Raw genomic sequence first — 18,513 nt, 5'->3', positions numbered from 1 at the left:
TGAAAGTAAGCGCAAGTGCTCATACCGAGCGCGCCATCGGTGCCAGCATCTGGCGACTCAAGCCGGTAAAGCGGTCAGCCTGCAAAGGCATGATCTGGTGCCCTTCAAAGACACCGAACTCGTCTGAGTCATAGCTGGCAAATACCAGGATGCCGGGGGTTTGCGGCCCACTCTGCGCGGGCTCATACAGGCCGGTGTCGGGGTTGATTTGCCCCGTGCCCACGCCTAGCCGCCATTTGGCGTTCACCACCCTGCCATTCAGGTAAGCAACGAAATGCAGGGTTCCATCGGCCTTTGCTGCATCGGCCAACGCCACCACCAGGCCAGGCTGTCGTTGGGTGACCAGTACATGTACGGGCTGTTTTGAGGCGGGCTCGTCAAGCGCAACCTCGAACGATTCCAGCCAATAGGTATCCTCCCTGTTCCCGTCGGCTTCCCTGGCCGTATACAAGCAGCGCCGCCCCTGGGCTTCCTCCACCTTCTCGCCGCTGAAATCCGGGTGATGGTTGACCATCGTCCACTTCAGCGGCCTGCCAACCAGGGATGCATCATCCAGTATCCCGGCGCTCAAAGTCCTTTGCGTGCCGGCTTGCATCACAGTGATGAACGGGTTGGCCGCAAGTGCCTGGCGCACCACCGTAACGATGGCAACGCTACGCTGCCCCGCCGCATTGGAGGCAATTACCAGCACTTGCCCCGAGCGCCTTTGCAAGGTGTGAGCAGGGGGGCCTGGTACTGAGCATCGACGAAACGGCCAGGGTTCGAGGGCCCCCCTGGGAGGCTTTCAAGCGTCCAGGTCAGCACCTCGTTATCCGGGTTATCTACGATAAATTCATGAAAGCTGCCCGCGAGCACCTTCACATCATCATCGCGGATGACAAACGCAGCGCCGCTCCCCAGCGCCCCGGGTACCATCAGCGCCCCGGGAAACGCTAGCTCGCCGGGTCTGGGTTGCAGTTTATGGGCAGCCCCGAGCGATAGCCCGGCAACCCACCGTTCCGGCGCCGCAGGGTCGAGCTTTTGCGCAAGCGCCAGCAGAATCGCGCGCTTCACTGCGTAGGCAGCAAAGTCCTCTGCCTGCCACCTGAGCTCTGCGTTCTCCTCACCTTCGGGAAGGCCACGCAAGGCATGGGCTTCCTTTGCTTTGGGCCAAGGTGAGAAAAACTGCCCCTCCAGCCAGCCCTGGTCGTCTTCCGGGCTGGCAAGCAAGTAGAAGCGATGGTGCAGGGACAGCGCGAATACCGCCGTGAATTCAAGCGGTACTTCTTCACCCTTGGGCAGGCAGCTGAATGCGATTGTGGCTTCGCGATTCAAGTGCTGGGTGGCAGTATCCAACTCGAAAGTTGCTGCCAGCCCACCGACCGCATCCACGCGGAAGGCGCCTGCATCAAAGATGTAATCGCCAGACTCATACCGCGTCGGCGGTACGGGCAATGTACCCGCCTCGGCAACCACCTCAACAAGCCGCCCATCTTCAGAGCGATGGCTGAAACGCCCCCCCTCCAACAACTGAGTGAAGCCAGCCAGGAAAGCATTGCGATGCATCAAGCGTGAACTGATCAACTGGACCGCAGCATCAGACTGAGGTGCATCTGGCAACAGCCGTGGGAAATCACCGCTCTGATTTGGCCAATCACCCGCACTACCGTATTGCGAAGAAGCGAAAACCACCAACGTATCGCCCTTGCCGTGGGCATCGGCCTGCGTGCCGAGGTGGGCGGTCTTCAACACAAGCTCCGCCTGCCCTTGCCCTCCCCTGACCATCATGTAATCGAGTTTCTCAACCTCGGCAGGCAGTTGCTGACGCAACCAGTCGCCTGCCTGCGCCTGTTCGCTCAGGTCAGCGCTGACGGCCAGGCGCATGTTTTCGCCCTTGGACACATCCAGTACCAGCGCGCCATCCTTGTAATCCGCACGGGCTTGTTGCATCAGCTCAAGACCCAGCAGTGGGTCATGCTCTGAAAGGCTCAGCACTTTATAAGGTGCTTCGGTCTTGACAAGGGTTCCGCCATGCAGGTTGGCGGACATATCTAACCGGGCGGCTTCATAGGCAGCGTGCGTGATAGCCACTTGTGGCCCTGACAACTGATAACCCGCAAAGTGATAAACAACATCGCTCATTTCAATTTCAAGCTGGCCGGAAATACCCGCGATTTCATGCCCCTGGCTCAAATGTATGGCATGGGTCTGCCTGAGCGCGGTGTTACCTGCGGCGAGGGACAGGCCGGTGATGCTGTCCCAGTTGAGCAGATCCGGGTTATCGGTTATCCAATCAGCCAATATGGAATACTCTTTATTAATCATGGCTTGACTTCCATTTGATTTTTTTGCACATGGAACACGCCTACCCCCAGCACAGCGTCCTCCAACTCAGCCGGGGGCAAAGTCTGCAATACATAGCCGTCATAAATCCCCAATGTCACGGTGTCGAATGTTGCAGTGATCAGGGCAAACTGATCGCTGCTGGACGGATCGTGGGTATAAATACCGGTCACTTCATCAACAGCTCCCGAGCCCTTTACCTTCCATACTATCTTGGAGGGATCTTGAGCCTTGCCGTTGATAAAAGCGGTCAGTTTCACAGTGCCCGCGACCGCGCCCAATTCCCGTCGGATCGGCATCGGTTGTTTGATCGCACTTTCGATGATGACCAGGGCGACCTGGCTCGAGTTTTTGCCTGTGCCGTCACCCAGCGCAACTTCGTCAACAACGAACGCGGCAAGTTCTTCAGGGTCAGAGGGATCAAGGGGTGGCATTGCTGCCGGCGCGGTATAAACCGCTGTTTTCCCGCTGGGCATCAATTCGCCGTACTGAGGTGACGACCATGTCAAGTCTTTGTCATCCCCCAGGTATCCGGCCTGCAAAGTGACAGGACTGTTGACTTGAGTAACATAGGCCAGCGGGTTGATCTGCACATGAGACTTGACGATGGTAACCAGTGCCGAGCTGCTGAACGGGCTGTCCTTGTGCTCAGCATGGATACGCACACGTATGAAGGCGTCCTCAAAAGCGGACCCAGACGGCGGCGTATACATACCGGTATTCTCATCGATCGAGCCGATCTGCCCACTCGCTACAGTGTCCAGCACGGGTTCACAGGTCCAACGAAGTTTGCCAAGGTGCGCTGGGGCGGTCGTGAACTGCTTTGGCGAGCTGCCCGCCACCAACGTATGCTCCATGGGGTCGATAGCAAATGCGGTGAAGGCCGGGTTCACAGCACCGAAGAAAGCGACATCACGCGGGGCGAATTGAGCTTGTCCGATAAGGGCATTACCGAAGTTGAGCTTGATCGTTTCATTAACAAGGTCTCTGAGGGACTGCGAGAACTCGAAATTTTTACCAAGGGCGTCCCGCACAACAGATTCAACACTTGGCATGTCAGACCCTTCAACCGCGTTCATTAGGGCATCAGCTACCTGCTCTGCTATAGCCTTCGTTAACAACGTCAACACAGGAATGAAAGCCATAAAAAAACGGGTCAACGGATCAAGCTGCGTCCCATCTGGGGGTCCGATTTCTCCGATCGAGAGCACCGGAGCCTTGATCTCCTTCATTTCCGAGGTATTGAATTTCAGCAACCCGCCATCAACATCCTCAAGCACATACGAACTCGTAAATTCGTAGATAAAATCATCTTCACTGCGGCTATAAAATTTGGAGGTATCGAATGGAACCATCCGGAGCATTTCTCCTATTTCTCCGTTTTCACTATCCAGATCAAATGGCTCCATGGCCATTATACCTGTTATCCGCCACGTAATATTTACGCCTTTATCATCCATTGACACCCTGAACGCATCAGCCAGACTCATGACGAGTTCGTGAATCTTGAACTTCAATATCATGTGCAAGATCCGGTCGAATTCATCAGGCTGTGTGTCGAATCTATGTTCTGTTTCTTGCTCGCAGACGACCATTGTTCCGCGCTTGGCAACAGCCGCTATTAACTTACCCTGATCATCGTGCTCCAGTTCAAATTCAACATCGTTAACGATAGTTTTCAAGGACTCGAGCAACTGCGCCAGCATGATTCGTCGTGGCTCGAACAACACCGTTGCGTCGTGCGCCCTGTCACGGGGTACGAGGTAGCGAAAGTCCTGCCCAGGTATGTTCCCTTCCTCAGCCCCTTCGTAGCGCACCAAGGCAAGCACCGCGCCTTCGTCATCGTCCTGGTCGCGCCCACGTGCCTGAGTGCGCAGGGCGAATGATTGAGCCCGCAGCAAGGGGTTGACCCCTGCTTCTATCTGACCAAGCGGAAACACACGTTGTTCGTCGGGCAAAGCTTCGAACTTTTGCTTGAAGTACTCCCCCACCAGCCTTTGCTCACCAGGATCGTCTGACACCTCCATCTTGAAGTCGGCGCTTTGTTTCAGGTCAAGCCGCAAGCGCCCCTCTTCACCCACCACACCGGGCACTTTATCCAGCAGCAGGTCCAGGCTTAGTTCCGGCCCCTGCAGCGGGCTGGTTTCGCGGATTTCTCGTACTTCCCAGTCTTGGCCTGCCTTACGCAAACCCAGCTGTGTCCCTGCCATGACCTGCATGTGCAAGCGCGCTTTGGAATCATTGGACTGCCCCCCAGCAAAGCTTAACCTCGGCCAATCCAGCGTAAACTGGTTCAGTGCAAAGCGCCGGTCATCGCCATTGGGGATACTCCCGGTAATCGGCGGCAGGTAAGCGCTGGTTTTGAACCGGCATATATACGCTTGCAACAGCAAAAGGTTGAGCTTCTCCCGGTCCATGAAAGAAATCATCCCCCAGTTCAGGGTACGCGACTCTTCCTGCAGCCACGTATACAACTGATTAAAATCGTACTCGGCCATTGCCTGTTCCTCACAAAATCGCTCACAGTAGCGACATTTATCCGCCATGCCTCATCGCAACTTGAAGTCATGAACTCTTCTAAACTAAGGCACTAACTTAAGATGGGCTGTCGCGCCTTGCACGAAGTTGGCACCATCATCGAAACTCACCTCCACACACACATCGAAAAGCATATATAACTCAAGCTTTTGCAAATACGCCTTACCCAGATTCATCTTCAGCTCATCGTTAAACCATTCATCTTCAGAAACCGGCAAGCGCTCCCGTATCACCTGATCGGGCAATGGTTCTTCACCTGGTCTTTCCTTACCCGTTACGTAAACATGTACAATCTGGCCTACGGCAAAGAAATGCCAACTTCTCGAGCTCAATTTGAACTCAACCGCCCCGTCAACAGCAGACAATGAAATTGTCCCGCTCGGAAAAGCCGGGCACTGAACAGCTTCAAAGCTCGTGCTATCCAGTTGTTCAATCCTGAGGCCATAAGCCGGTGATCGTTGTTCCGCGTCGTCGTCGTCTTTCACGGTGTAAAACACCTTGACCCGTTTGCCAAAATTGGCAGGGACCGCCGTGGCGGGGATCTGAAATTTCAAATTATTACCAATGATGGGCTTATCTGTTTGGTAACAACCCGTGCTACCGAAACCCTCCCAGTGCATGGTTATTTTTCCCCCATTGGTTTCCGACTCTAGGGGCACTAGCGCGTAAGCCCCTAGCTTGAGCCGGTCGGGGAACATGAAACCAAAGGCAACCATCTCCGGGTCAACTTCCTCCTCCGGATCAGGGTCTTTAGGCGTCGCGCCCTCAACAAATGAAACTTTAAGGTCCAGCGGCTTGCGCAATACCAACTCCAGTGGCGCTGAGTCCGCTGCCCCACCCGCTCGGGCCCATTGCCAGGTCAGCTTTACTGCTTCACCAACATGGTTCTGCAACCATTCGGCTGGCACAACAAAACGCAAGCGCCCGCTGTCCACGATGGAACGATCAACGCGCAGCGCCGTGCGGCTAACCTGCTTTCCCGATGCCGTCAGCAATAGTTCATCACCGTACTGAACGCCGTAGTCATCCACTTCGACCGGTAAACCGTCCCCATATTGGTTCGGGTCGAGCCGCTCGCCACTGTGCCCAGGTATTTGGGGGGCCGGCAAACTTGGCAATTGTTCGTCTGGGCCGTCGACGATTGTAAAGCGCTGGACAGGAGACTCGCTTCTCCCCCCACCCGCATACTCAATCGTGTAGCCCAGTTCGCACCACCCGCCAGCCAATAGCAAAATGGACGAATCAATCCGCCAGACCAGTGGGCTGCCCAAGTCCTCAGTCTTTATGTCTTTTGTAAAGCGATCGGTAAATGCATATTCGTCTTTCCATGAAAGCACCACTTTGTCACCCACCGTCATGAATGGATAATGCGTGGTGATAACCTGACCGTCTCCGGGCAGGCGCTCCAGGTCAATCACAAGCCCGTCACTGTTCATAAAGTGCGGCACTGGCAACAACTTGTCAGCCTCAACCGGCTTGTTAATATAAAAAAATAGTCGGGTAGACGTTTCTTCCACGTACCGCGGCGCCGATGCACGTTTGGGGAAAATCGTCTTGGCGTAGGAATAGAATGCCACACCCCCATCCAGTTCTATCAATAAACGATTGTCTATCTCGAGCAAGAACGTCCCATCAGGCTGCAATACATCTACCGTTATTGGTGTTGGATCGCGATCATTAACCTCACCGCTTGCACCGCGGCCAAAAAAACGTGGCCACAATTCGTCGCCGAGTGCCATTCCCGGGTATTCGATATACGTCTTTAGATTTTCAGACCCTAACTTATCAAGGTCCAATGAGTCACCCTCCAGTAGCGGGATGACAGGCGGTGGCAGTACTGCAGTCGCAGCGCTTGAATCATTTCGCAGGCCATGCCGTGCGTTAACCATTTGCTGATCCCCTTTGTACTTTTGATCGGCACTGGCTGCTTCTGCCGACCACGATGGGGATTTTTTACACCTGCGCCTGCCTTGCCGAAACTAGCACTTTTAACAGGTGGCGGGGGTGGCACCGTTTGTTAGGGTGTGGGCCCAGGCTCATGAATTCTGTTCCCTACATGTCACCGGAGCGCGCCCCATGGCTACCGATTCCAGTATCAGTTCCAACGCATTCAACTTTTTCAACCACATACAAAATGGTGTTGACTCACGTACGGGCCTTTATGCATTCCGTATGGAGCTTTCCGCGTTTTATGGCAGTGACCTGCTGGCACCTGAAATTGAAATGAACCTGCGCTACAACCCACTGAACGTGCACGACCGTGGTTATGGCAAGGGCTGGAGCCTGCCCACTACCGAGTTCGATCCCGCCAGGGGCCGGCGGATCATTTCCCTGGCCAATGGCGAAACCTTCAAAGCCGACGGCAGCGTCGGCACCACCAACCAGTTGACCATGTCGGAAAAAAAAATCGACACGTTCCACCTTTACGAGGACTCTGACAGCCAATGGCGTGTGGTGCACCGTTCTGGCGTGGTAGAGGTGCTTGAACCAAAAGGCTCAGGCCAGTACACCCGGGCAGTACCGACCCGCATTTTCAGCCGCCAGGGCCATTGGCTGAACCTGGAGTACGACACCTTCGGTAACTTCCCGATGTTGACCAAGATCACCGACATGCGTGGCGTCACCCTGCTTGAGGTGGCTCGCCAGGGCAATGTGCAGCTGACGATGCCAACAGACACAGGCAATGCTACGTACACCCTGGTATTGGGCAGAGACAACCAGGTAGATCGCATTGAGCTGCCCACCGAGAACCTGGCCAGTTGGCGCTTTACCTATAAACGCGAACGCGACTACGACTGCATCCACACCGTCCACACCCCCGCTGGCGGTTTTGAAGAAATCACCTACGGTGATGGCGGCCACGAGTTCCCGATCGGTTCCGGGCTGCAGCCGCTGCCGCGGGTTACCCGACATGTACAGCACCCAGGTCATTGCCAACCTGCGATCGATACGCGTTATACCTACTCCAGCGACGGCCACAACTTTCTGGGTGGCAACATAGAACTGGACTGGATGGACGATGGCCTGGACAATCTGTTCCGCCAGAATGGCGAATATGACTATGCCACCACCGAAACCCTCTGGGCGGATGGCAAGCCCGTGCGCAGCACGCTCCGCGAGTTCAACAAGTTTCACCTGAACACCCGTGAAGCTGTCTATAGAGGCAGCCGGTTGAATGCCGCGGGCACCGAAGTCATCGGCAACAACATCGAAGAGAAAATCACTACGTATAACCTGAGGCCTGGGCGCTTCGAAGAACAAGTGAATGCCTGCCAGTTTCCGATCAAGGTTCAAACACGTTGGTGGGTGCTCGATAGCAGCCGCCAGCGGGTGGAAGAGGTTACCTCTGAGTTCGACGACTACGGCAATGTGCTGGTGCAGAAGGCAGCCACCGGCATCGTAGAAACCTTCACCTGGTACAAAAATGGCGATGCGGGTTACCCAGGTAACGCTGAAGGTTTTGTATGTGACATGCATACAAAGACCGTAACGCCTGCAACCGGGCACCCTGGGGATGCCCCTGTACAGGTCACAACCTGCCAGTACAAGGCATTCAAAGTGCTGGCCAGCAGCAGCGATGCGACCAGGCAGGAAACCTGGTGCGGCCTTCACAGCGAAACACTGACACACCGCAACGGCACGCTGAAAGTCACCAGCTATGACTATTGGGAACAGGACGATGAAGACCCGCTTCAGGAAGAGCCCTGGTTGCATGGTCGCCTGCAAAAACAGACCACGGGTTTCCCCAACCCCGCCTACGGCGAGCCGGGCCAACCGCAAATGCTGGAAACCTCCATTGAGTATGCCTATCAGTTCGACACGCTCGAATGGAACAGAATGCGAGACGAGCGCTTGCATGATTTGCCACCTGCCAACATGGTCAAAACCGTAAAAACCACGGTAGGTCATGACCAGTCCAGCCTGCAAACCTGCGAAGGTTACTCGCTGCTTTGCGGCGAACTGCTATTGGACATCGACGAAGACAGGGTCGAGCGCCGCACCGTGCTCGACAAGCTGCGCCGAATTATCTACGAGGTTGTTGCGGGTGGTACTGACAGCGAAGCCGTGCGCAGTAACGAGTATTTGCTTTGCGCGGACGAGACGGAGCAGGCCAGGGCACGTCATACCTCGCCCACATCTGTGATCACTGAAACACGCTACGATGGCCTGAGCCGTGTGCAGCAAGTGCTTGCAAGCCATGTAGATCCAGAACAACCCAAGGCCTTGTTCCTGGTCAGGGAAGTGCTGCACGACGCCCGGGGACGGGAACTGGAAGACAGGCAGTATGACTGGCTGGAGGCCAAACCTTTCCCACCCGAAGTGCCGTTCTTGCCCCTCAAGTACTTGTATGACGACTGGGAAGGTCGCAGCGTGGTGATCCGCACCGATAACGTGCAGGAGCATGTGCTTTTTGACCCCAGCGTGGTGGACCAAGACAACAATCTTTGCAAAACCACGTGGTTGCAGGTAGCGCAACAAACCCAAAAGAGTGAGAAAGTCAGGACCTGGAGCAACCGGTTCGACAAGCCTGTGCGCGTGGAGCGCCTGAGCCTTGATGACGCCATCGAGGCGGAACAGGTCATGCGCTATGACGGCCTTGGCCAATGTGTAAGCAAAACTGATGAACGCAACCACGAAACCACATTCGAATATGACCCGTTCGGGCGCATGATCGCCAGCGTGCTGCCAGACGAAACCCGTGTCGAACATGGCTATGCGCACCATACGGATGCTGAATGGGCAACCAGTATCAATGCCATTTCCAATGCTGAGTCCGACCCCCCTTTTGAAGTAGGCAGGCAGTGCTACAACGGGGTGGGCAAGGTAACGTCGTTGACCATCGGCAAGCGCACCGAGACTTTTGAGTATGACCCCGGCCAGTCGATGCCAAAAGCCCGGATCACCGGGGCACGCGACACCATCAATTACCGGTACAACCTTGCGCTCTCCCCCTTCCCCACCCACAGCCGCGTGAATGCGCACGAGAAGGAAACCGAGTTCGTCTATGACCCGGTCACGGCCATGATGAAAGAGTCACGCAGTACCAACGGCGACCGCGTCTACCACTACAACGTGCATGACCAGTTGGTCGGCGAAACCCTCGTCCAGGCCGATGAAATGCCGCGCACGGTCAGCTATGTCAGCACGCTGCAGAACCGCCCGAAAGCGCGCAAGGATGCCGGGGGCATGACCGCCGAGCATGATTACGATGAGCGGGGCCGGCTCAAGGCAACCCACCAGGGCAACCTGCTGGCAACGTTCGACTACGACGGCTTCGGCAGGCTGGTAACCGTAACCAGCACAGACACCGGCAACGCCAGCACGCTGATCACCTCCCTCGCCTACGACGAGCATGGCCGGGAATGCAAACGCGTACAGCACCTGGGCACGAAACCGGAGCGCACGTTATGCCAGGTGTGGGGCAAGGACAACCTGCTCGAAGGCCGCGAAATGCGCGAAGGGCCTGCCATTGTACTCAAGGAGAAATTCACTTATGATCCGCGAGGCAGGCTGAGCATTGTCGAGTACGACGGCAGCGAGCAGCCTGAAGACGAGGCTGGCCGCAAGACCCGTAGACAGATATTCCGTTACGACAGCATCGATAACATTATTACCTGCCACACTACCTTTGATGACCGTAGCACCGAAAAGGCCGATTACGCCTACGACGACGACCGTTTCCTGCTGAAGTCAGTAACACTCACCACTGCCGGCAATACACCCGAAACGTTGACTTTCAGCCATGACGCCAATGGCAACCTCACCCGCGATCAACGTGGCAGGGCGCTGGCTTATGACGAAGAAAGCCGCTTGTTGCAGGTTGCAGGCCACAGCCAGTACCAATACGACGGTGAAGGGCAAGTACTGACCAGCCAGGCAGGCAGCGCCCCACCGAAGCAGTTGTGGTTCGACGAAAACCGGCTGAGCCTGGCCATCCAGGGTGGCACCTGCACGCGCTTCAGCTTCCATGCCGATATCCCGTTGGCACAACAGGGCGATTCGCCTGATAGAACGTTGCTGCTACAAGCCAATGCCAGCCACAGCGTCATTGCCGAATGCGAGGCCGGTGAGGTCCGCGACATCCGCTACAGTGCCTACGGCCAACGGCACGTCACCGCCCCCGTGCACAGCCACCTGGGCTTCAACGGTGAAGCGCTGGATGAAGGCAGTGACTGGTACATGCTGGGGCGGGGGGTGCGCGCCTACAACCCGGGGCTGAGGCGCTTCAACAGCCCCGACCCACGCAGCGTATTCGAAACCGGCGAGCTGAACCCCTACAGCTACTGCCTGAACAACCCGATTGCCCTGCGCGACCCCACCGGCCTGACGGCCTCCGGAGGCGGTGGCCGGCCACGGCGCCCGGACGAGGACGACCCTAACTGGCTGGGGCGTGGCGGTGGCGGTGGGGGGGCATTGACCTGGATCTTCGTGGCAGTCGGGGTAGTGGCTACCATCGCTGCCGTGGTTACGGCAGGCGCGTCACTGTATGCGTATGCGGCCGCCCTTCCTGGCTTTGCGGCGAGCGCAGGCGCTTCGGCGGCTGCAGGCGCTGCGGGGAGCGCAGGCGCTGCGGCGGCTGCAGGCGCTGCGGGGGCCACTGGCCTGGGAGGCGCCTTCCTCGCTAAATTTGCAGGTATCTCGCTTGCACAAGTGGTCTACAACGTGACCATGGCAGCAGTGACCACTGCCGCTACGATTGCGCAGACACACGCCGCTTTCACCGGCGATCAAACGGCTGAAAAAGTAGCGATGTATGTAGGCTTAGCCTCTTTCGGCATGGGGCTGGGGAACGCAGCGAAGTCGCTGGGTAGGGCGGCTTGGGGGGCGTTCAGGGGTCGTAATGCTGGAGCCGCACTCACGAATGTCCAACCCCCCACACAACAATTCCGACCAACTCCCCACACCAGATGGGATGCCACAAGGGTTGTTGTAAATAGATTTGATCCGCTGCGTCGCAGCGTGCGCAGAGTACTGACTCCACATCAATATAGACGTCGTCCGCCCATATAGATAAAGAGCAACCCATGGCAGGCCAACCGCCCCGCATATGCCACCGCGGTCAAAAATTACAATTGCACATGACCCCATATCAAAAGTGCCGATCTCGCACCTAGCATTATTACCAGTATTCAGAATTTTCGCTCTACGTTAGCCTGAACTTACCTACAACGCGGGGCCTGCCAGCCGAACTTACCGGCATGCCCCAGCAACCTCGTCGTCCAGTGTGTGGGAGCAATCTGTATGAGTAATGACTCGGCACGTCTGCTTGCAGCCAAAGTACGCCTTGACTATCAAAAACAGCGCGTTGCCCGGCTGGCCGCGCGGCAACCTACTGCTCTGGCCTCCCCTGAGGTCCAAGGTGTCATTGACTCAACGGACGGCACCTTGAACAAGGACGTCCTCGATGCCCCCCTTGATGTGGTGATTGAGGCGTGGGCCAACTTGCCCGACCCCATCGATGACGACGTCGATACTTTGCAACTGGAAATGGCCATCGTTGACGATTCGGGTGTCGGTGATTTCGTGGCGATTGGCGAGGGTGAGCCATACAACAAGGACAGTACTTTCCCCACAACCCTAAAGGTCGCGCAAACTGATTACCCCCGCGATGGCAAGCGCCAGCTGCGTTATAGAATCGACCGATATAACTCAAGCACTCCGGAATATTCCCCCCCTGTCGACCTTATTTTCGATAAAACGCCCCCATGGGATGCGGACGAACCCGAGGCAGCGACGATCAATGCAAACGTGGTGACCGAAGCGTTTTTAGAAGCCAACCCGAGCGGCCTGACGGTAACATTGCCAGCTTACCTGAATCAGTCGGAAACGGACACCTACGCACTTTACTACTCCGACACTGTGCCTGTTGAAGACGATATACCACCCCCGGTAAGTTGGGGGGATCTGCCCCAGAATCGAGAACTTTTTATAGGCAAGGATTACATAGAGAACCTGGGTGATGGCCGCTTCTACATTGTTTATATCCTGCTGGACAAAGCCACCAATCGCAGCCGTATCTCCAAAATCGCGCAGGTATATGTAAACCTCGGGCTGTTACCCACCAATCTGCAACCACCGGTTGTACCGCTTGCAGCAGACGGCCTTGTCGATCTGGCAGATGCTCAGACAGGCGTCACGGTTGAAGTCAGCTTCACCAACCAGCGACAAACCGACCTTATCGAAATCACCTGGGGCTTGTCCAAGCCTTTCGACGAGCCGATTGGCGGGGGCGCGCCGCCGTTTGTCATTAGCGTACCTCATGATCGTCTGCGTAGCGCATACGGTAACGCCCAGGACGCGGTAGACACGGTTGTAAGTTACCGTGTACTGCGCCATGGGGTTGCCTACGGCCCGGAGGAGACCACGGTAAAAGTTGACTTCTCGGTCGCAGGCCCTGGCCCTGGCCCCGATTGGCCAGACCCCGTCAACCCCGCTCTGGAAGCGCCTGTGGTGCGGGGTTCAGTCTCAGCTACAGACAATGTGCTCAATCGGCGAGATACCGGCGCAGACGCAACGTTCACTTTCAAGCGCTATGCCGGTGCCGAGGATGGTGAAAAAGTGGACTTCTACTACGCCGGCACCTTGGTGGACGAAGCCGCTTACACCGTGAACTTGAATGACCCCGACACGCTCGTTCGCTCGCTTCCCTGGAGTTACATCCTCAATGCCGGCAACAACCCTGCGCTGCCGGTGCATTACACCATCCGCAAGCCAGCAGGGGCAGGTAACAAACAAAACTCGCCTGCCGCACTGGTCGATGCCAACGCCGTGATTATCGTGGCGGATGCTCCCGTGTTTCAACGCAAGTTCGGTAAGTTCCTCAACTGTGATGCGCTTTGGGAGGAATCCGACAATCCGGCCGGTGAGCCTGCCTTCAAGGTTTTCGTACCGCCGCTGAGACAATATCTGCCTACAGGCGGGGATGTACACATGTTGTGGACCGCGTGGGGAGGACGCAGCGGGGAGGATAATGAATTCGAAGAGGCCCGGTTACCTGCCACGGTGACTATCACGGCAGAGCAGGCAGAAGTGGGCTTTTACTGGGAGGTCAAACCGTACGACACGCATATCCTGCCTATCTACGATCCCGATGGGCATGGGAAGGATGGCCGTGGTCGGGTGAAGTACTGCTTCGAATACAACGGCGAGACCATCTACTCGGATAGAGACGAAGCCTTGGTCAGCTTGGGCACGGGCTCGGGAACCTGTCCAATACCGTAAGAGGGCACCCATGGATGGGCTGTCAGGTTCGCCTGCAGCTCATTTGTAGGAAAAGTCGCGACCATCATCGGACTATTCCTACAGGCGAAACCCGTTAAATCCATAGACTTTGTCGCCAATGGTCAGTCTGGCGATTGCCGCTGGCTGGTTTTCGACTTGGACAAGATACAGGTATCCCTATGCCAGCACTCCGCCCCCTGCCCCTACGCCAGGCACTGCGTGCCGCTGCTTTAGGCCCTTTGCTGCTGCTCAGCCCGGACAGCTGGGCGCAAACCCTCATCAAAACCGACACCACGATCGATGGCAGTACCCCGCTGGACAATTTCACGGTAATGGATGGCGCTACCTTGACGGCCAGCGGCGCCTCTACCCGCGATATCAGGGTGGAGCAAGGCTCGACATTGCTCCTTGAAGGCAGCCAGGTCACCGCGACAGGCAACGCGGCAGGCCTGCGGATCAACGCCGCCGCGGCCACTATCAGCAACAGCCGCGTGACATCCGACTTTCAGGGCCTGGCCATGGGCGGCGGCTCACAGGTCGATGTGCCAGGCAGCACCATCAGCGGCGGTGCCGTCGGTGCGGTGGTCAACAATAGCCTGCTGACGTTATCTGGCAGCCAGGTACTGGGCAGCAACGCCAACAGCACCGGGGTCAACCTGTTCGATGGCGACTTGAAGGCCAGCGCAGGCAGCCGCATCGTCGGCGGCCAGGATGGCATTCGCTTGCGTGGCGACAGCGGCCAGCCCGCCCGGACCGGCACCGTGGTACTGGACGCCAGCCATGTAGAAGGCCAGAGCGGTTCCGCCATCGCCGTCGGCACGGCGGGCAACGCGCCAGCGAGTGCCAGGATCGAAGTATTGAATGGCTCCACCCTCAAGGCCGGCAACGGCACGCTGGTAGATGTGGGGGATGCCGGCACAGCCGACATACTCGTCAGCGCCAGCAGCCTGGAAGGCGATATCGTCGTCGCCGAAGGCGGCAGCGGCAGATTGACCCTGGCCAACCAGGCCACCCTCAAAGGCCGCCTGGAAAACCTCGACCACCTGGCCCTGAACAGTGGCGGGCAGTGGACCATGACCGGCGACGCCCAGCTCAGGGACCTGTCGATGGATGGCGGCTCGGTACAGTTTGGCGACACTGGCGAGTTCTACACCCTGCAGCTGGGTAACCTGGAAGGCAACGGCACTTTCGTGATGAACGTCGACTTTGCAGACGGCAAAACCGACCTGCTCGAAGTCACGGGTAACGCCACCGGTGACCATCAGATCCTGGTAAGCAGCAGGGGCAATGACCCGCTGGCCGATACCGAACTGCATATGGTGCATACCGCGGCAGGCGATGCAAACTTCTCGCTGGTCGGCGGGCCGGTAGACTTGGGCACCTTTGCCTACGGCCTGGTCCAACGCGGAAACGACTGGTACCTGGATGCCTCGATGCGCTCGCTGAGCAATGGCACCAAGACCATCCTCGCACTGGCCAACACCGCCCCTACTGTCTGGTATGGCGAGCTTACAACCTTGCGCAGCCGCATGGGTGAAGTGCGCCGCAACGATGGCGCCGCCGGGGGCTGGATACGCAGCTACGGCAACCAGTACAACGCCTCGGCGTCCGGCTTTGGCTACAAGCAGCAGCAGCAGGGCATGTCCTTTGGTGCGGACGGGCGCCTGCCGGTCGGCGACGGCAACTGGCTGGCCGGCGTGACCGCAGGCTACAGCAACTCCGACCTTGACCTGCAAGGAGGCAGCTCTGGCAAGGTCGACAGCTTCCATGTGGGTGCCTACGCCACCTGGCTCGACCCGCAAAGTGGCTATTACTTCGACGGCGTTGCCAAAATCAACCGTTACCAGAACCGCGCAGACGTGCAACTGAGCGACGGCACCAAGACCAAAGGCGACTACAGCAACCACGGGGTCGGCCTGTCGGTCGAGGCGGGTCGGCACCTGAAACTGGGCGAGGGCTACTTTATCGAGCCTTACGCACAGTTGGCCGCCATGACCATCAAGGGGCAGTCCTACCACCTCGACAATGGCCTGCGCGCCAGCGGCGACGACACCCATTCGTTGCAGGGCAAGCTTGGCACAACCGCCGGGCGCACGTTCGATTACGGCGAAGGGCGCATGATTCAGCCCTACCTGCGCGCAGCCGTCGCCCACGAGTTCGTCAACGGCAACCAGGTACGGGTAAATGGCAACAGCTTCCATAACGACCTGGCAGGTACCCGCGCCGAGTTGGGTGCAGGCGTTGTCGCAGCCTGGTCGCAGCAGTGGCAGGCGCATGCCGAATTCGACTACGCCAATGGCGAACGCCTGGAACAGCCCTGGGGGGTGAGCGTGGGCGTTCGTTACAACTGGTGATTGCCCGGCCCTGGGGCGCCGCGTGGCGCACGCAGGGCTCCAGTCGGCACTCAATGCTTGTCCTTGCCAGGAGACCAAGCCATGCCATTGATTACCCTGATCCGCTCATTCTGGTCCTTGCTCAACAGGCGCCCAGCGCAAAGCGAAGAGCTCGATCCACCTGAGATCGAGGCGCTGCTGCCTGACCTTGAAGGTGGTGTAACCCATTTACTGCGCTTCAGCGCCACACAGCAGCCGTTGCACGTCGGATTCAAGATGTGGCAAAACTCCAACCCCTCGCCCGCAGATCCGGAAACCCTGACGCTGTACTGGGACGATGACGAAGTTGAGACCAAGACATGGACGGAGTCGGTGCCTGAGGACGAATTATTCATCCTGGTACCGCAACCTAAGTTGCTCAACGAAGGTGAGCATACGCTGAAATACAAGGTGGTTCTTTACAACGGCAACGTTTCCTGGTGCTCGCCCTTTCCCCTCACCATCGACAGAACGCCCCCTGAGCTGCCGGAGGAGAACACACTGGTGTTCGACCCCGAAGTGATCCAGGGCGGCGTCACCGACGCCTATCTGGTGGCGCACGGTGAACAGCTTGTGGCTACCGTGCCCCCCTATTCAGACATCGGTGTAGGTGATGAGCTGATATGGTACTGGTCCACCTCTCCCGCCGGGACGGATGAGGCGGGCAGAAGGACCTTGGCAGCGAAGGACATCGACCAGCCGCTGGAAGTCATTTTCCCTGGCGAGCACATCCGCAAATCGGGTGAAGGCCTGCGCTACGCCCGCTACACAGTTCAGGACTATGCGGGCACGCGAGTACAGCCTTCGTTCCCCGCCGGCCTGGACGCAAAACCCACCCCGTTACCCGTGGATTTTTCGGCGCCCTACCTGAAGGAAACGGGCAACTCCGGCAGCAGCAGCACGCTGGACCCAGCTAGAGCCTTGAATGGCGCAACCATCGTCATCAAAGCGGATAACCGCTTCGAGCCGACTGACAACGTGAGGGTTTTCTGGGCAAACCCGGGTGATCACGGCGCCTATGAAGCGCCCGTCGAAGTGGTACCTGGTGCCATCGAGTGCCCCGTACCCAAGGCGAACGTTGCGGCACGGATGGACAGTGACCTTGTGCTGTACTTCGTAGTGACCCGCCGCGGCGTACCTCACACCTCCAAACCTCACGAACTCAGCGTACAAGCCCCGCGCAATCTACCCCACCCTCAGAGTGATGCGATCCAGGGTGACAAGCTGAGCCTGAGCGGTATGGGCGAGAAGGCCACCTTTACGCTGACCGGCTGGTCCCTCAGGAATACTTCTCAATTCGTCCGATTGCACATCATCGGCAAACGTAACGATGGCAGCAACGAACCCCTCGTGGTCGTAGATGCAATTGCGGTCCCTTCGGAGACCGGGATCATGACCGTGGGTTCAGTAACCCCAGCAGCGCTGGGCGTGTTCACTGTCAACTTGTGGATTGATGTCGAAGCCTTTCTCAGCGTAGACAACAAGATCAGCTGGACCCGCTTCCCTCACGTGAGCGCACAGCTGGTCAATTAAGCAAAAAAAAACCACTCCAGAAGGAGTGGTTTTTTAAATTGGAGCGGGAAACGAGACTCGAACTCGCGACCCCGACCTTGGCAAGGTCGTGCTCTACCAACTGAGCTATTCCCGCAATTTGAAGCTTTACCGCTAATCGGCGTAAGGCGCCTTTACGACCCTCACCACCACTGCACCGTGCGAACGCCACAGTATTTAAACTGGAGCGGGAAACGAGACTCGAACTCGCGACCCCGACCTTGGCAAGGTCGTGCTCTACCAACTGAGCTATTCCCGCATTTGGCGTCCCCTAGGGGACTCGAACCCCTGTTACCGCCGTGAAAGGGCGGTGTCCTAGGCCACTAGACGAAGGGGACACACAACACTTTTCAGTGCACCAGACCTGAACCTCACGATTCACCCTGGATTTTCTTTTCCTGCCCCGCCGCTAAGCAGTGCCGGAGAAACTGGAGCGGGAAACGAGACTCGAACTCGCGACCCCGACCTTGGCAAGGTCGTGCTCTACCAACTGAGCTATTCCCGCAAT

At 57.5% G+C, this 18,513-nt stretch carries 8 protein-coding genes and 4 tRNA genes; 4 read left to right on the top strand and 8 right to left on the bottom strand.

The genetic code is table 11. The features are described 5' to 3' along the window. Nucleotides 1-19 precede the first annotated feature (19 nt). The 4 genes from ACIQUI_RS20230 to ACIQUI_RS20215 form a co-directional block, all read right to left on the bottom strand. The gene (locus ACIQUI_RS20230) at nt 20-634 is read right to left on the bottom strand and encodes a hypothetical protein (RefSeq protein ID WP_403202045.1); all 615 of its coding nucleotides are present in this window, start codon (nt 632-634) and stop codon (nt 20-22) included. A 47-nt stretch (nt 635-681) separates the two neighbouring features. Further along, the gene (locus ACIQUI_RS20225; RefSeq protein WP_403202042.1) at nt 682-2,304 is read right to left on the bottom strand and encodes a hypothetical protein; all 1,623 of its coding nucleotides are present in this window, start codon (nt 2,302-2,304) and stop codon (nt 682-684) included. Next, complete coding sequence (locus tag ACIQUI_RS20220) at nt 2,301-4,820, bottom strand: hypothetical protein (RefSeq protein WP_403202039.1); 2,520 nt, start codon at nt 4,818-4,820, stop codon at nt 2,301-2,303. Before ACIQUI_RS20220 ends, ACIQUI_RS20225 begins: the two co-directional genes overlap by 4 nt. An 84-nt stretch (nt 4,821-4,904) precedes the next feature. Next, nucleotides 4,905-6,656: a hypothetical protein gene (locus tag ACIQUI_RS20215; protein WP_403202036.1), complete on the bottom strand. Its 1,752-nt coding sequence runs from the start codon at nt 6,654-6,656 to the stop codon at nt 4,905-4,907. Nucleotides 6,657-7,083: 427 nt separating this feature from the next. Between ACIQUI_RS20215 and ACIQUI_RS20210 the strand changes: the two genes are divergently transcribed. From ACIQUI_RS20210 to ACIQUI_RS20195, 4 genes are all read left to right on the top strand, one after another. Then, nucleotides 7,084-11,871, top strand: coding sequence for an RHS repeat-associated core domain-containing protein (locus tag ACIQUI_RS20210; RefSeq protein ID WP_403202033.1), 4,788 nt, complete (start codon nt 7,084-7,086; stop codon nt 11,869-11,871). A 231-nt stretch (nt 11,872-12,102) separates the two neighbouring features. Next, on the top strand, nt 12,103-14,082 hold the full coding sequence (locus ACIQUI_RS20205) for a hypothetical protein (RefSeq protein ID WP_403202030.1): 1,980 nt from the start codon (nt 12,103-12,105) through the stop codon (nt 14,080-14,082). A gap of 179 nt (nt 14,083-14,261) precedes the next feature. After that, complete coding sequence (locus tag ACIQUI_RS20200) at nt 14,262-16,436, top strand: autotransporter outer membrane beta-barrel domain-containing protein (RefSeq protein WP_403202028.1); 2,175 nt, start codon at nt 14,262-14,264, stop codon at nt 16,434-16,436. Nucleotides 16,437-16,517: 81 nt separating this feature from the next. Beyond that, on the top strand, nt 16,518-17,987 hold the full coding sequence (locus ACIQUI_RS20195) for a hypothetical protein (RefSeq protein ID WP_403202025.1): 1,470 nt from the start codon (nt 16,518-16,520) through the stop codon (nt 17,985-17,987). A gap of 39 nt (nt 17,988-18,026) precedes the next feature. Here ACIQUI_RS20195 and ACIQUI_RS20190 read toward each other — a convergent pair. From ACIQUI_RS20190 to ACIQUI_RS20175, 4 genes are all read right to left on the bottom strand, one after another. Further along, nucleotides 18,027-18,102, bottom strand: a tRNA-Gly gene (locus ACIQUI_RS20190). Nucleotides 18,103-18,188: 86 nt separating this feature from the next. After that, nucleotides 18,189-18,264, bottom strand: a tRNA-Gly gene (locus ACIQUI_RS20185). Between the two features lie 3 nt (nt 18,265-18,267). Next, a tRNA-Glu gene (locus ACIQUI_RS20180) sits at nt 18,268-18,343 on the bottom strand. Between the two features lie 91 nt (nt 18,344-18,434). Then, nucleotides 18,435-18,510, bottom strand: a tRNA-Gly gene (locus ACIQUI_RS20175). Between the last annotated feature and the right edge of the window lie 3 nt (nt 18,511-18,513).

The sequence above is a fragment of the Pseudomonas sp. NPDC090592 genome (assembly GCF_044769185.1).
Taxonomy (GTDB): Bacteria; Pseudomonadota; Gammaproteobacteria; order Pseudomonadales; family Pseudomonadaceae; genus Aquipseudomonas.
Note: the sequence above shows the minus strand (reverse complement) of the source record. Positions and strands in the feature narration are given on the sequence as shown.